The 13,003-nt window shown below is 46.7% G+C and carries 19 protein-coding genes; 8 read left to right on the forward strand and 11 right to left on the reverse strand.

Annotated features, from left to right (window positions below):
- Nucleotides 1–309 precede the first annotated feature (309 nt).
- The 4 genes from EAO36_RS00730 to EAO36_RS00745 are packed head-to-tail and all read left to right on the forward strand — an operon-like array spanning nt 310 to nt 2,564.
- Entirely contained in the window at nt 310–531 is a 222-nt protein-coding gene (locus EAO36_RS00730) for a type II toxin-antitoxin system HicB family antitoxin (RefSeq protein ID WP_120955567.1), read from the forward strand.
- Nucleotides 524–718: a type II toxin-antitoxin system HicA family toxin gene (locus EAO36_RS00735; protein ID WP_120955568.1), complete on the forward strand. Its 195-nt coding sequence runs from the start codon at nt 524–526 to the stop codon at nt 716–718. The genes EAO36_RS00730 and EAO36_RS00735 overlap by 8 nt, the downstream gene beginning before the upstream one ends.
- On the forward strand, nt 715–1,332 hold the full coding sequence (locus EAO36_RS00740) for an IS607 family transposase (RefSeq protein ID WP_120955569.1): 618 nt from the start codon (nt 715–717) through the stop codon (nt 1,330–1,332). Before EAO36_RS00735 ends, EAO36_RS00740 begins: the two co-directional genes overlap by 4 nt.
- Entirely contained in the window at nt 1,332–2,564 is a 1,233-nt protein-coding gene (locus EAO36_RS00745; protein WP_120955570.1) for an RNA-guided endonuclease InsQ/TnpB family protein, read from the forward strand. Before EAO36_RS00740 ends, EAO36_RS00745 begins: the two co-directional genes overlap by 1 nt.
- Nucleotides 2,565–2,612: 48 nt before the next feature.
- On the opposite strand, the gene EAO36_RS08420 is transcribed toward EAO36_RS00745, so the two are convergent.
- From EAO36_RS08420 to EAO36_RS00775, 7 genes are read right to left on the reverse strand one after another with little or no spacing between them, the layout of a single operon-like run.
- Nucleotides 2,613–2,753 (reverse strand): hypothetical protein, encoded by a 141-nt coding sequence (locus EAO36_RS08420; protein ID WP_162983237.1) that lies wholly within the window; start codon nt 2,751–2,753, stop codon nt 2,613–2,615.
- On the reverse strand, nt 2,750–3,205 hold the full coding sequence (locus tag EAO36_RS00750) for a hypothetical protein (protein WP_235852173.1): 456 nt from the start codon (nt 3,203–3,205) through the stop codon (nt 2,750–2,752). Before EAO36_RS00750 ends, EAO36_RS08420 begins: the two co-directional genes overlap by 4 nt.
- Nucleotides 3,202–4,449, reverse strand: a complete 1,248-nt coding sequence (locus EAO36_RS00755; protein ID WP_120947508.1) for an RAD55 family ATPase — start codon at nt 4,447–4,449, stop codon at nt 3,202–3,204. Before EAO36_RS00755 ends, EAO36_RS00750 begins: the two co-directional genes overlap by 4 nt.
- Complete coding sequence (locus tag EAO36_RS00760; RefSeq protein WP_162983037.1) at nt 4,446–4,829, reverse strand: ribbon-helix-helix domain-containing protein; 384 nt, start codon at nt 4,827–4,829, stop codon at nt 4,446–4,448. Before EAO36_RS00760 ends, EAO36_RS00755 begins: the two co-directional genes overlap by 4 nt.
- A 1-nt stretch (nt 4,830) precedes the next feature.
- Entirely contained in the window at nt 4,831–5,862 is a 1,032-nt protein-coding gene (locus tag EAO36_RS00765; protein WP_120947506.1) for a winged helix-turn-helix transcriptional regulator, read from the reverse strand.
- Entirely contained in the window at nt 5,859–6,098 is a 240-nt protein-coding gene (locus tag EAO36_RS00770) for a site-specific integrase (protein WP_162983238.1), read from the reverse strand. Before EAO36_RS00770 ends, EAO36_RS00765 begins: the two co-directional genes overlap by 4 nt.
- A 2-nt stretch (nt 6,099–6,100) precedes the next feature.
- Nucleotides 6,101–6,961 carry a tyrosine-type recombinase/integrase gene (locus tag EAO36_RS00775; protein ID WP_120955572.1) on the reverse strand — a complete coding sequence of 287 codons (861 nt, stop codon included), beginning with the start codon at nt 6,959–6,961 and terminating at the stop codon, nt 6,101–6,103.
- A gap of 251 nt (nt 6,962–7,212) precedes the next feature.
- Here EAO36_RS00775 and EAO36_RS00785 point away from each other — a divergent pair, with 251 nt between their 5' ends.
- Entirely contained in the window at nt 7,213–7,704 is a 492-nt protein-coding gene (locus EAO36_RS00785; RefSeq protein ID WP_120955574.1) for a KdsC family phosphatase, read from the forward strand.
- Nucleotides 7,705–7,711: 7 nt separating this feature from the next.
- Here EAO36_RS00785 and EAO36_RS00790 read toward each other — a convergent pair whose 3' ends face one another.
- Genes EAO36_RS00790 through EAO36_RS00805 form a run of 4 tightly spaced genes read right to left on the reverse strand, consistent with a single transcriptional unit; the run spans nt 7,712 to nt 10,230 of the window.
- A complete protein-coding gene (locus tag EAO36_RS00790; RefSeq protein WP_235852172.1) occupies nt 7,712–8,080 on the reverse strand; it encodes a hypothetical protein in 369 nt (122 codons plus the stop codon).
- A 20-nt stretch (nt 8,081–8,100) separates the two neighbouring features.
- Nucleotides 8,101–8,370, reverse strand: a complete 270-nt coding sequence (locus EAO36_RS00795) for an AtpZ/AtpI family protein (protein WP_120947502.1) — start codon at nt 8,368–8,370, stop codon at nt 8,101–8,103.
- Entirely contained in the window at nt 8,360–9,673 is a 1,314-nt protein-coding gene (gene hemL / locus EAO36_RS00800) for a glutamate-1-semialdehyde 2,1-aminomutase (RefSeq protein ID WP_162983239.1), read from the reverse strand. The genes EAO36_RS00795 and hemL overlap by 11 nt, the downstream gene beginning before the upstream one ends.
- 2 nt (nt 9,674–9,675) lie before the next feature.
- Nucleotides 9,676–10,230 (reverse strand): YceI family protein, encoded by a 555-nt coding sequence (locus EAO36_RS00805; RefSeq protein ID WP_120947501.1) that lies wholly within the window; start codon nt 10,228–10,230, stop codon nt 9,676–9,678.
- A 146-nt stretch (nt 10,231–10,376) separates the two neighbouring features.
- Here EAO36_RS00805 and EAO36_RS00810 point away from each other — a divergent pair, with 146 nt between their 5' ends.
- From EAO36_RS00810 to EAO36_RS00820, 3 genes are all read left to right on the forward strand, one after another.
- The gene (locus tag EAO36_RS00810) at nt 10,377–11,606 is read left to right on the forward strand and encodes a glycosyltransferase (RefSeq protein ID WP_120955575.1); all 1,230 of its coding nucleotides are present in this window, start codon (nt 10,377–10,379) and stop codon (nt 11,604–11,606) included.
- Nucleotides 11,599–12,489 carry a glycosyltransferase family 2 protein gene (locus EAO36_RS00815; RefSeq protein WP_120955576.1) on the forward strand — a complete coding sequence of 297 codons (891 nt, stop codon included), beginning with the start codon at nt 11,599–11,601 and terminating at the stop codon, nt 12,487–12,489. Before EAO36_RS00810 ends, EAO36_RS00815 begins: the two co-directional genes overlap by 8 nt.
- 134 nt (nt 12,490–12,623) lie before the next feature.
- Nucleotides 12,624–12,893, forward strand: coding sequence for a glycosyltransferase (locus tag EAO36_RS00820; RefSeq protein WP_235852332.1), 270 nt, complete (start codon nt 12,624–12,626; stop codon nt 12,891–12,893).
- Nucleotides 12,894–13,003 lie beyond the last annotated feature (110 nt).

Raw genomic sequence — 13,003 nt, forward strand, 5'->3', positions numbered from 1 at the left:
ATTCATGCCAACATAGTAGCACCTAGAAACTTAAAATCATATAAAAAATTTATAGAGAATTATAGGATATTATAGAATTTATCTTGCTGTTTCTAGCCCTTTGTTAAGCGCGCGGATATTCCCCGTGATTTTGTGGTAAAAGAGGTAATATAGGGGCATGACCACTACTAGCAAAAAGATTGCAATGATCAAGACATAGAGGTAAAATTTTTGACTCAAATCGTGTTTAATATGGATAAGTTTTCAATTTAAGTATTTTAAAAGTATATTATGTATATAATCTAAGAAACTTAATTTAAAGGGTGTGTCTTGCTTTTAAATGCTGTCATAGAAAAAGATGAGGACGGGTATTTTGCTTATGTGCCCTCTTTGCAGGGATGCGTATCACAGGGGGGAAGCTACGAAGAAGCTTTAAAGAACATCAAAGAAGCTATAGAGCTTTATTTGGAAACTTTAGAAGCGGATGAGCTAGCTTTTCTTTCTAAGAAAGATTCCGTTATAGCACCTATTGAAGTCGCTTTAAATGCCTGAACTTCCACGCCTCACAGCAAAAGAAGCAGAAAAGCTATTGCTGAAAAATGGATTTATTTTTTCTAGACAAAAAGGCAGCCATAGAATTTATATCAAAGGCCGGATTAGACAGGTTTTACCTTTTCATTCTGGTGAAATCTTGCATCCTAAAATCGTCAAAGAAATTATGGAAAACCTCCTTAAATGAAGTCTAGTGAAGTCTTAAAGATTTTAAAAATATCCCGTGTTACTCTTTGGAAGTATGTTAAAAGCGGGAAGATACGAGTCCAACAAGAGCCTAATGGTTATTACAAGTATAATGCTGAGGACGTTTATAAAATTGCTGGTATAGAGGACGGCAGGCTGAATGTGATTTATGCTAGAGTGAGCACTAAGAAGCAGAAACAGGACCTAAAGAATCAAATAGAAAACTGTATTTCTTTTCTAAATGCTAAAGGGATATCTGTAGATAATATCTATTCTGACATTAAAAGCGGAATGTCTTTAGACCGCAAGGGATTTATGGAGCTGCTTAATGCGGTGATGGACTTTAAAATCAAGGCTGTTTATGTCTCTTATAAAGACCGCTTAGCTAGATTGAGCTATGAATTGGTGGAAAAGCTATTTAGCGATTACGGGACTAAAATCATCATCATTAATCAGTGTGAATCTAGAAGTTTAGAACAAGAACTATTTGAGGACATCATGCAAACCATCCATTCTTTTTCTATGAAGATGTATTCTAAACGGAGGATTGCTAAGAAGCTTTTGATTGAAAGTAAGGCGAAACAAGAACTCATCAATGCGATTAAGGAGGATTGATGACTCTCACTGAACGCCACATCATCAAACCAGCACATCCGCTATTTAGGCGCATTAAAGACTTTTGCCATTTGTCTAAAAATCTTTACAACTATGCGAACTTTATCCTAAGAGAGCATTACTTTGCGGGCTTTAAATTGCCTACTGCTTACGAACTTATCAAGCGTTTTACTCAAGAAAATCAAAGAGACTATAGGGCTTTGCCCGCCCAAAGCGCCCAACAGGTGTTAATGCTGCTGTGCCAAAACTGGAAAAGCTACTTTCAAGCCATGAAAGCCTATAAGAAAAAGCCCTCTAGCTTTCTAGCCCGCCCTAAAATCCCTAAATTCAAGCCTAAAGGACAGGAGGGCGTGGCTGTAGGCGTATTCACAAACCAGCAAACCAGTTTTACTAAAGGCCGCATCACAAAAATTAAATTCCCCGAAAAGGCTAATCTCAAAAGGCTCATCACCAAGATAGACCCCCAAACTTCTAGGCTAAAGCAAGTGCGCTTAATCCCTAAAACCACTTGCTTTATCGTGGAAGTGATCCACGAGCACACCACACAAACGCCACAAGTGCAAGGCGATGGCATCATGGGTATTGACTTAGGCCTTAACAACTTCGTAACTGCCATAGATAATCAAGCAAAGCCCTTTATTATCAAAGGCGGAGGGGTTAAGGCGGTCAATCAATGGTTTAACAAACTTAAAGCCCATTATCAAGCCAAAGCCAAGACTTCCAATAACCGCTTTTGGACGAAACGCTTAGGCAAGTTAGCCCTATGGCGGGAGTGCAAATTAAACGACTTCATGCACAAGGCGAGCCATTATGTGGTGGCGCATTGTTTAAAAAATGGCATTGCCACGATTGTGGTTGGCAATAATGACGGGTGGAAGCAAAAGCTAGGGCTAGGCAAAAGGATAAATCAAAACTTCACGAGCGTCCCCCATGAGTTCTTTATTAACAAACTAGCCTACAAATGCGCTTTAGCGGGCATCACTCTACACACCACAGAGGAGAGCTACACGAGCAAATGCGACCACTTGGCAAACGAGCCCATGCAACACCACGATGACTATTTAGGCAAACGGGTGAAGCGGGGGCTGTTTAAATCCAGCACGGGCAAAGCCCTAAATGCGGACATTAACGGCGCAATCGGCATTTTAAGAAAAGTATTCCCTGACGCGGTGCAAACCCTAAGGGATAGCGGGGCAGTGTTGGTCCCTGTAAAAATTTCATTGGCGTTTTAACACGATGAGAAAATTTGCGAAAAATAACTTAAAATGCCTTGAATGAGGTTAAATGGTTTTTTGGACATGGATCGGGCAATGCATTAAAAACACATTGCCGGCCCGTTTGGGGGTGTGCCCTAGCTTGCAAAAAAATTCGATAATATCGGCCTTCTCTTTTAGTGCCGCTAAGCTCTCTGCCTTGATCATAGGGCCACCACCGCTAACTCTTCCATATAGCCCTCTTTGAGGGTGTAGGTGAGGTGGTAGGGTTCATCTTGCCCATTGTCGCTAATAGCCCCCCTAAAGCTCCTAAACAGCGCAAAAATGGCACTCGAATAGCCCAAGAAGTCATTTAAGGGGATGAGCAAATCCACTTTCACCCTGTTTTTCTTCTTGGGGGTTAGATAGCCAATTAAAGGCGTTTCCACCTCTTTGCCCACTGGGATAAAAAGGATTAGGTGGCGCAAGTTTTGCAAAGAGATTGCGCTAGAGGGGATCACTAGGGTGGTCTGCTTATTGATAAGGGCCAATTCGGTTCCCTTGTTTTCAAATTCGATAAAAATGTCCTCGCCCTCAAAGACAAGATTAAAAAAGCTAGCCCCCACGCCACTTGTGATATAATCGCGGGCTAGTTGTTGGCAAGTTTCTTTCTGACTCATTCTGGTTCCTCCTGTGTGTGTTCTTCTGTGTTGATCTCAAAGTTTAAAGCCCTCTCGCCTTTTTGCGGGTCTTTGGGGTCGATTTTGATCCACTCTTTGAGCATAAAAAGCGGGGTGTGGGCTCTAAAAATGGCCTGGTTTAATAGCCCCTCTTGCTTGTTCTTGTAAAACTCTATGCGGCGCATATAGGGCCTCTGCTTGGGGTTGTCCCACTGCTTATATTTGGACACGCCTATATGGATGGTTGCTGCGTGCGCGCCTAACTTGGTGTCAAAGGGGGTGGTTGGGTCGCTCTTAGAGGTTTGCACAATGAAGAGGATAACCACCCCTAGCTGGGCATTGATGATCTCAGCTAGTCTAAAAAACTTCTTGGTCTGCTCCTCTTCACTGCGCCTCCCGGCACTCACGCGGATCATCATCTGTGAGTCGATCAAAAACACCTTAGTCCCCTCTTTGGCCTCCTGCTTGATCTGCGCTACTAGCTCATCAATGGTTAGCCCGCTAAGGCCACCATCATCCATGCGGAAATTGACTGGATCAAAAATGGCCGATCCGATCTGTTCTTGCACGCGATTCATTGTGTCCACAAAGTTTTTCAAAGGGAATTCCAAAGAGTAATACAGCACGCGGTGCTCCATACTCAAATGCCTTAAAATCTGCACCCCTAGGGTGGTCTTGCCCGCCTCGCTATCCCCACTGATGAGGACTAAAGAGTTCTCGGTGATCCCCCCTTTTAAACTGCGGTCTAAAAAGTTAATGCCCGTGGGAAACTTCTTCAAAGGGGGCGACTTGGCAAACTCGGCGGCCCATTCGGCAAAACTGCGCGCGGGGCGGTGGCTCTCTAGGCGGACAAATTTTCCCAAGAAGTCCATATCAAAGATCACGCCACTAAGGTTGGCCTTGGCTAGCTCCTCTGTAAGCTTGCGCTGGGTTTTGAGTAAAAGGGCGGTGCGCAAGTCATCTTTTAGGTGCAAATAACTGGGCATTGCCTCAATGCGGGGGTCCTCGAAAAGCTCTTTGAAAGCCGTGCTGGTGCTAAATTCCTGCCCCAAGGTCTGGATGAGGGTCGCTAGGCTAATGGGCTTGTTCTTGTTTTTAAGCTCTAAAAGCGCGCTGAGCACCTGTTGGTGGGGGGGCTCGAAAGTTTCAAGGGGGATGCCCTCTAAAAACTCTTCTAGCCATTGCGGATAGGCTGTACACGATCGGACAATGGACTTTTCTAGAAGGTTGTGATCATAGCTCATTTGAGGCCTTTAAAGCCTTGTAGTGAGCATTGTTGCGCAAATAGGCTCGGATATAGAGGTTCTCGTTGGAATACGCTTCTAGGCCCCTTAAAACGCTTTCTAGCAAGAGGGCGTTTTGGCTGGTGTGATCCCTTCTTGCCCTGGCCTTTAAGCGGACGATGATGTGCGGTTTGAGCATGAACTTTTTGCGGACCTTTTTTGTTGTAGGCATTGCGCTTGCTTTTCTGCCAATCATGTTTTTCTCCCTGTAAGAAGTAGCGGATAGCGCATTCCACGATCACGCCACGGCTCTGACCCTCAAACTGGGCGATCGCATCTAAAATCTCCAAGAGTGGGGGCTCTAAAAAAAAGCTCCCCGTGTGTTCTTTGGGCCTTTTCACGCTAGTTTTCCTTTTCGCAAGACTTGTAGGCCTTGAGGGTGGCCCAAGCGATATTGCCAAGGCTTAGGCCCCTGTAGGTGTGGATGAGCTTGTCAAAGGTGCTCAGCGCGTCCCAAATGACGTCTTGAACGTTTTGCGCGTTCAAGCCTAGGCCCTTGTATTGCTCTAAAAGCCGATCCAAAAAGCCCTGCTGGGTGGCCTTGCTCTTGGGGGGAAAGACGTCATTAAAGCCCCTGCGCATAGAGGTTTCAATGCACGAACAGATGTCATGCCCTTCTTTTTTAAGCTCTAAAAGGCGGCGTTGTAAGGCGCGTTTTTGCTCGTAGCTAACCGGGTGGGCGTGGTTACGGTGGGCCACAAAACGCTCGTAGGCTTGTTGCTCTTCTGGGCTAAAGGGGGGCACTTGGGTTTTGGGCCGGGGGGCTTTGAAGATGGAAGAGACTTTGTTTTTGAAAGCCTCATAAAAGGCGCGTTTCTTCTGGGGCGCGTTCATGCCCTTTTGGTAGTCAAAGCCTTTCACGGCCTCACACACATGCATGCGCGCGTGCGCGCTTTTGGTTTCTTCATGTTTCTTGTGTACAGTTTCTTTTATTGTGTGTAATTTTTGCGTTAAGGTGGGCATCCCCTTAGAGACGGCATAGCGGGGGTCAAACCCCCCTGTGATAGGGGACTGCAACCTTATGTCTTTTTCTTGCTTAAGGTGGGGGCCCTCATCTGTGGGGGCCTCTTGGGGCATGCACAAAATCCACTGGCGTATCCCGGTGATACGCCCCCTAGCGGATCGTTTGTAGGTGATTTGCAAAACCCCGGCTTGGCGCAACTCGCGGATGTATTTATTCACCGTGTTAGGTGTGAGATTGAAGGCCTCACAAAGCTCTAGAGTGCTTAAAACCCAATTGGTGGGTAGGTGGTTGATGTACATCACGATGGCCAAGGCCTGCGGGCTTAAAGACAATTTAAAAATCCCATTGGGCACAACAGAGTAGTTGCTACCGGGGTTAAATTTGGTGATTAAGGGTTCAGAGTGCGTCATTGGTAAGCTCCTAGAGAGATGTTTTCAAGCGGGGCAAAAGAGGCCTGGGGGTTGGGGATGTAGGCTGCGTATGCGCTAAGGGTGATCTGGGCGTTGTTGTGCCCTAGGGTCGCGCTGGTATGCAATAAATTACCCCCGTAGCTAAGCATCATACTTGCAAAGGTGTGGCGGGTGCAATATAGACGGCGTTTGGTAATCCCGCATTGTTCTAAGAGGCGGTGCCATTGTTTGCGCAAGTTCAAACGCGCCCCGGGGGGTTGGGGAAAAGGGCGTCTTGAATGCCGTTTTGGGTGATGTAGGCTTTGAGGGCGTTTTGCAAAGAGGCGGGGATGCTGATGGTGCGGTTGGAGCTATCTGTCTTGGGGGTGAGTATTTCGCCATATTCGCTGATGGTGCGTTCAATGCGTATCGTGCCCCTTTCCAAGTCAATATCGCCACGCCTCAAGGCCAAGATTTCGCCCACCCGCGCGCCGGTTAAAAAGGCGATGGTCAAATAGATCCGCATAATCGTATCCCCCTTGCAAAGTTCTAGCACTTGGCTAACTTCTGTTGGGCTTAAGGGTTGCTTGCCCATCGGCTTTGGGGTTTGGATACGGCGCTTAAAAAAGGGGTTGGCCTGGATGTAGTCCATTGTCATTGAGAAGTCCAAAAAGTTTTTTAGACAAGAGATGAGGGATCGGGTGTGGGTGCGGGAAAACCCCCGCCCCGCTAGGGCGATATAGAAGTTCAACACGCTTTCCTTGTTGATGCTCTCAATGTAGGTGGGGTTGCCCAAAAGCTCTAAAACGCGCCTCATGTGGGCGCGCATAGTGCGCTGGGTGGTGGGTTTGAGGCTTAGGGTCATCTCTAAAAACTTATCCACCACGCTAGATACTTTGATGGGGGACATCAAGGTGCTAGTGCTGTGGGCGTTCTTGATCTGCTGGAATTTGGCGCGCCGCTCGCGCTCAATCTTGCCCCCATCCACCTGCCCGCCTAGCTTAACATACATCAGCGCGCGGTTATCGGGCGTGTCATCTACCCCTAGGCTTTTGCGGACCCGCTTGGTGCCCTCGTAGGTCTCAAGATATAGCTTGCCCTTTCGGTTGTAAAATCGCATAAACACTCCTTGTTTTGGTTTTCTTTAAGTTCTTATTTTCCCGTTCTTGACGCGCTTTTTGGCTTAAACTTTTTTGGACCCCCCCTTGGGGTTTTAGCTTTGAAAAGCCAAGTGGTTTTTTCAAGCCCCTAGGCTGTGCCACAAGTGAGACAAATTGGCACAAATTGGGCACAACAGCCTAAGGCTTGACAAGCCCCCAAAAAGCTAGCTAAGATACCCGCCCAATACCACCTTTTAAAAGGAGCACAAAGATGGCCGCCTTCAAGGTTTTTTTATGCGATTGTGACGGCACGCTAACCGATGGGGGGATGTATTATCTCCAAGATGGCACACAGCTTAAAAAGTTCAGCGTTGCCGATGGCATCGGCTTTGAGCTACTCAAAGCTAGGGGGATTAAGATAGGCATTTTAACCGGTGAGGTGACCCCAATTGTGGAACACCGCGCCAAGCGTTTGAAGATGGATTTTTTGCATCAAGGTTGCACCCCTGAGGGCAAATTAAAGGCCCTAAAAGACATCTGCGCTCAAGAGAAAATCACCCCTGCCCAAGTGGCCTATGTGGGTGATGACATAAACGATTTGCTCGTGCTCGAATGCGTGGGGTTCAAAGGTTGTGTAGCCAACGCCCACCCCCATTTAAAAGCTTTAAGCGGGATTGTGGTTTCAACTAAAAACGGCGGTGAGGGAGGCGTGCGCGCGCTCATTGATCTATGGTTGGATAATCCTAAAGTGCTTAAGAGTTAATTTTAAGCTAGCGTTTTGAGAGCTTGTTAAGGGCGCGCAAGGCCAAAACCCCGATCAAGCAAGCCCAAAAGCCCAAAAGATAGGGCAGGGGCATAAAAATTTTAAAATCCATCAGCACAAATAAGCAAACAAGCAAGAGCGCATAAGCCCCTAATTTGAGCCAGCTAATAGAAGTTTGCACCCCCAAAGCAAAATGGGCAAATTTAGAGAGTGTTTTGTCTGCTTGGGTGTTTTGCAACACGCCTTTAAGCTTTTGATAGCCCGCCAACAAGATCAAGAAAAAGCCCCAAAAGCTAGCCCCAAAGTTGAGCGCGCCCAGTGCTCCCCACTTGAGAGCCACAAGCCCCACCAACAAAACATGGTAGGCTAGTAACACCAAAACGCATTTTAAGCACATTAAGGTTTGTCTTTAAAAATGCGGTATTTAGGATCGTTAGCCAGCTCATCTAGGGATTTTTTAGTCTTTTTGTAGGCTTTATAGACATTTAAGATGGCCCCCCCAACCCCCCAAGCCACGCCCAGCCAAAAGAGCCAAGTTAGACCCGTCAGCTTCTTTAAACCATAGCCAATCCCAATGCCAATTAAGATCGCCACCACGATGGAAATCCCCAAACTCAAAGCATCCGCCCCCTCGATCACCTTTTTAAATTTGGGATCAGACTCCATGCCTTATCTCCTCAAAACTCTCACGCGCTTTTTGCAGACATTGATCCAAGATGTCTGGATCCATCGGCGTGCAGATAAAGCCACTCTCAAAGGCAGAGGGGGCTAAATACACGCCCTTTTGGAGCATTTTTTGGTGGAAAGCGGCGTAAAGTCCAGTATCGCTCTGTTTAGCTTGTTCAAAGTTTTGCACCTCTTGGGTGCTGAAGAAAAAGCCAAACATGCTCCCCCGCACGCAAGTTTGCACGCTAAAACCATGCGCCTCTCCGGCTTGTTCCAACCCGGCACAAAAGCGTTGGGCTAGGACTTGTAATCTATCATAAAGATTGGGATCGCGTTGGATTTTTTCTAATGCCACAATCCCAGCCGCCACAGCCACGGGGTTACCACTCAGCGTGCCCGCTTGATAGACTCCCCCTGCAGGGGCTAATAAATCCATGATCTCTGCCCTGCCCCCAAAGCAAGCTAAGGGTAGCCCTCCACCAATGACCTTGCCAAAGGTAACCAAATCGGGTACCAAATGGTGATAATGTTGCGAACCATTCGCTGCAACTCTAAACCCGCTCATCACCTCATCAAAGATCAACACGGCGTGGTGTTGTTGGCATAGTGTGTGCAGTTCTTGTAAAAATTCCAACTTAGCAGGCACTAAGCCCATATTACCCGCGATGGGCTCAATGATGACACAGCCGATATTGCCTTGTCTAAAGCAAGCCTTGACCGATTCAATATCATTATAACGCGCCACTAAAGTATGGTGGCTAAAATCTTGTGGGACACCCAAAGAGGAGGGCACGCCAAAAGTCGCACACCCACTCCCCGCCCCCACCAACAAGCTATCGCTATGCCCGTGGTAACAGCCCTCAAACTTTAAAATATCATCTTTACCACTGAAAGCCCGAGCTAAGCGGATCGCGCTCATGGTCGCCTCTGTCCCGCTACTCACCAAGCGCACCTTTTCTAAGCCCTCATAGCTCAAAACCAACTTTTTAGCTAAAGTGGTCTCTAACTCTGTGGGCGCGCCAAAACTAAAACCCCTTTGCAAGGTTTGAATCACCCGCTCCTCAATTTCTGCATCAGCATGCCCAAAGAGCAAGGGACCCCAGCTTTGCACAAAATCCACATAAACATTCCCATCCACATCGTGCAACAAACAGCCTTGCCCCTTGTAGATAAAGGGTGGTATGCCCCCCACGCTTTTAAAAGCGCGCACGGGGGAATTAACCCCCCCCGCAATGACCTGTTTGGCTTCGTTAAAATCATTGATGCTATGCAAGAGCGCATGCCCCAATTCTTTTTTAGCCATTGCTAGTCTTTAAGTCCAGCTTTAAAAGTGATTTGCACCTGAGACCAAGTTAATTTTTCATGTTGGGCACTGCAGGCGGTGGCAAGTTTATGGAAGGCATCTTTGAGTCCAAATTCCATGATATCTAGCACGCCCGTAGCGACCAATTCTTTATCTTTAATGGTGTAGCTCATGGGCACTTTCACGCTCTTACCATTCATGCGCACAGAAGCAAGTAAGGTCCCCTGATCTTCCCCAGCCACCACATTTCTAAAAGTCACTTTGAGACTCTGATCTTTGAATTGGTTAAAAAACGCTTCTTTAACATTTTTAGTTTTGAGCTCATCGTGCAGATTAACTTGGGCGACATTGATTGTAGCGGTGGCTTTATCCAGCATATGCGCCACGCTGGAAGTGTCTTTGTTAAAGCGGTAAAGCACATGGTCAAAAGTGCCTTCTACACCGACTTTTTTAGCCGTTTTAAAAGCGGTAAAAGACATGCTAACCTTCGTGGTATCTAAACTATTGGCTTGTAACAATGCAGATGCCAGTAACGCTGCTATCGTAAATTTTTTCATCCTATCTCCCTTGATTAATTTTTGGCTTGAAGCCTTAGGGGTCTTATTATAGCATAGCACAAAGGGCTCTCCATTTACCCTGAGTGCTTAAGTTCTATGCGGGTCTTGCTATGTTACCATGGTGAAAACAAAAGGGTCGCCACTCTGTGAAAATCCTACACTTAAACGCCACCCTCACTGGAGGAGCAGCTCGAGCTACCTTGCGTTTGCATAGTGCCCTCTTGCAAGAGCGAGTGGATAGTTTGGTCTATGTGCAAGACACACGGGGGGGCATGCTCCATGATCGCATTTTAAGCCCGCAAGGTCTTAGCAAAACTTGGGCGCGCTTACGCCCTTATTTGGACAAAGCCCCGATTTTGTTCTACCCCAAGCGCACAAGAGGCACATTTAATATTGGTTGGTTGCCCTTTAGCGGGGTGTTGCGCACCATTGAAAAGATCAGGCCCGACATTGTGCATCTGCATTGGATCGGGCGTGGGGTGATTCCCATCTACGATCTACCAAAAATCCCGGCACCTCTAGTGTGGAGTTTGCATGACATGTGGGCTTTTAGTGGCGGGGATCATTATTATGGTGATGAAAACGAACATGCCTATAGGCATTCCTGCATTTTAAATAGCCCCTTTGATTACGATCTGGCCACCCTTGGCTTTGGTATGAAAAAACGGGCGTATGCGCAAATCTCCCATTTATACGTGGTGGGGTTGAGCAACTGGATAAGTACGCGGGCTAGACAGAGTGTCTTGCTCCAAGACAAACACCATGTGGTCATCCCCAATCCGATCAATACCCACCACTACCGGCCCCTAGACAAACAAGTTTGCCAACAATTATTAGGCTTGGATACCTCCCACCAGCTAGTGGCTTTTGGGGCTATGGACACAAGTAATCCTATTAAGGGTGCGGATCTTTTGCTAGAAGCCCTACATCATCTTAAAGGACAACAAATCGAGCTGGTGATCTTTGGAGCAGACACGCCCAATAATATGCCCCACTTGCCCTTTAAGACACATTACCTAGGGAAGCTCACTGATAACGCTAGCCTTGTGGCGTTGTATAATGCGGTGGATGTAGTGGTCGTGCCTAGCCGTCAGGAGGCTTTAGGCTATGTTGCGATAGAAAGTCTAGCTTGTGGCACGCCGGTTGTGGCTTTTGGTGTAGGGGGGCTGTTGGATGTGATCAAGCATCGAGAAAACGGCTATCTAGCCCGCCCCTTTGATGTGCTGGATTTAAAGGCAGGGGTTGAATGGGTGTTAAATACCCCGGATTATCCTAAGCTCTGCACGCATGCACGCATGCACGCAGAGGCGCATTTTAGTCAAGAGGTGATTGCAAAAAAATACATTACGCTTTATGAGGGCATTTTACATGGATAACTCTCCAAGACTTTTTGAGCAGCCCCCCAAGCTAGAAGATTCTAAGCATTTTGAGCGACTCGCTATCTACCCTAGGGCAACTCTGCAAGGGGGCTTAAGGACTAAAGGGCTTTTCAAGCACAGCGTGCCTAATCAGCCCCTAGTGAGTGTGATCATGGCAACCCTGAATAGCCAACAATTCTTAGAGGCGACCTTGCAGAGCATTTTGGATCAAAGTTATGGCAATTTGGAATTATTAGTCATCGATGGGGGTTCCAATGATACCACTTTGCAGATTTTGCAAACTTATGCCAACAAAATCGATTATTTTATGAGTCTTAAAGATAATGGCATTGCGCAGGCTTTCAATCGGGGCGTGCGTCTGGCTTTTGGGGATTATATTAATTTTCAGGGCGATAGTGATGGGTTTGTTGCCCCCAATGCCTTGCAAGAAGTGATGGCAGGTGTGCAAGGAGAAATGCTCATTAGTGCGCGGGTGGCGCGCGTGGATGAACAAGGGGATGTGCTCTACACCTCTGATTATCTCAAAAATTTTGATAAAAACCTATTGCGTTTCAAAATGATCCATCACCAAGGACTTTTAACGCACCGGGATTACTTTGGTACCCATGGGCTCTTTGACGAAAATTTGATCTTTAGCATGGATTATGAGCATTTGTTGCGTTGTTTTCATAACTTCCCTTCTTTTTTGCCTAAAGAGCAAGTGTTAGCTAGGTGGCGCACCGGAGGACTAGGCACGCACAAAGAATGTGAGGTCTTTGAAGAATGGGCACAGATCAAGGCACGCCACCAAATCGCCCCGTCCCTAGTGTTAAAAATTATTGAGAAATGGATTTTAGCCAAGTTTTATATCAAAAAAGCCCTTTTATGGCTCAAGCATTAGATGATGCGATCCTTAGGGTTTAAAATGTACGCTTTGAGCACATTACCCTTTTTGCGGGCAATTTGCAAGAACGCCCTTTGTGGAAAAATAGCTACCAATTGGGGGCTCTGATCTGTGCTTTGATAGCTTAATATTTGCCCTCTTTGAGCGAGCCTTGGGGCTTGGTGGTGGAAGAGGCCTTAGCCGTGGGTTTGCCGGTATTTGTGAGCAGTGCTTGCGGGGCGCAGGTGCTGGTACAAGAGGGGGTTAATGGCTTTATCTTTGATCCAAAAGATGAGATGAGCTTAATAGGGCTTTTAGAAGGTCTGAGCCTTGCTGGTTACAAAACTCTCTTGGAGGGGGCTTTAGCTTGGAATTTAGAGGCTAAGGACAACAAGCAAGTACAAGCCTATGCCCCTAAGTAGTTTTAAAAATTGCCACAGAAACATGGCTATTTACAAGTGTGGTAGTGTTGCTAATTGTCTTGACTTGCTGGTTTTAAGTTATAATGCTAGGGATTTGCCCATTTTGGGAT

The sequence above is a fragment of the Helicobacter mehlei genome, assembly GCF_003660265.1.
GTDB lineage: Bacteria > Campylobacterota > Campylobacteria > Campylobacterales > Helicobacteraceae > Helicobacter > Helicobacter mehlei.